The 320-nt window shown below is 45.0% G+C and carries 1 protein-coding gene; it reads right to left on the minus strand.

Features of this window, described 5'->3' with window-relative positions; all coding sequences use genetic code 11:
- Nucleotides 1-320, minus strand: a 320-nt coding sequence (locus SB658_RS22815) for a DUF1189 domain-containing protein (RefSeq protein ID WP_410602521.1), incomplete at both ends; no start/stop codon positions are given.

Consider the following 320-nt stretch of genomic DNA (forward strand, 5'->3'; position numbering starts at 1 on the left):
TTCTGTCGCTTGTCCGTCTACAGCAAGCACCATTTTATTTTTCAAAATGCCGATCGCATTTTGTTTCGCCGCTATTTGTTTCGCGCCGTAAGCATCTGTGGGATCAAAGACGATGACGAACCCGTTCGCTTCCGTTTCCTTAGAGGCGGACGCTTTCGTCTGCAATTCTCCGTTTGAAATGCTGAAATCAGGGAAATCTTTCTTTAACACGGTTTTGAAACCGTTCATTGAGTTTACGGTGCCGGAGCAAAGGTAATAAGCGCTTGGCAGCGTAAAAAGGACAGACAGCAAAAATACATAAAGGATCGCTTTTCCTATCC

Origin of the sequence: Bacillus sp. SIMBA_008 (assembly GCF_046535495.1) — a bacterium.
GTDB lineage: Bacteria > Bacillota > Bacilli > Bacillales > Bacillaceae > Bacillus > Bacillus subtilis.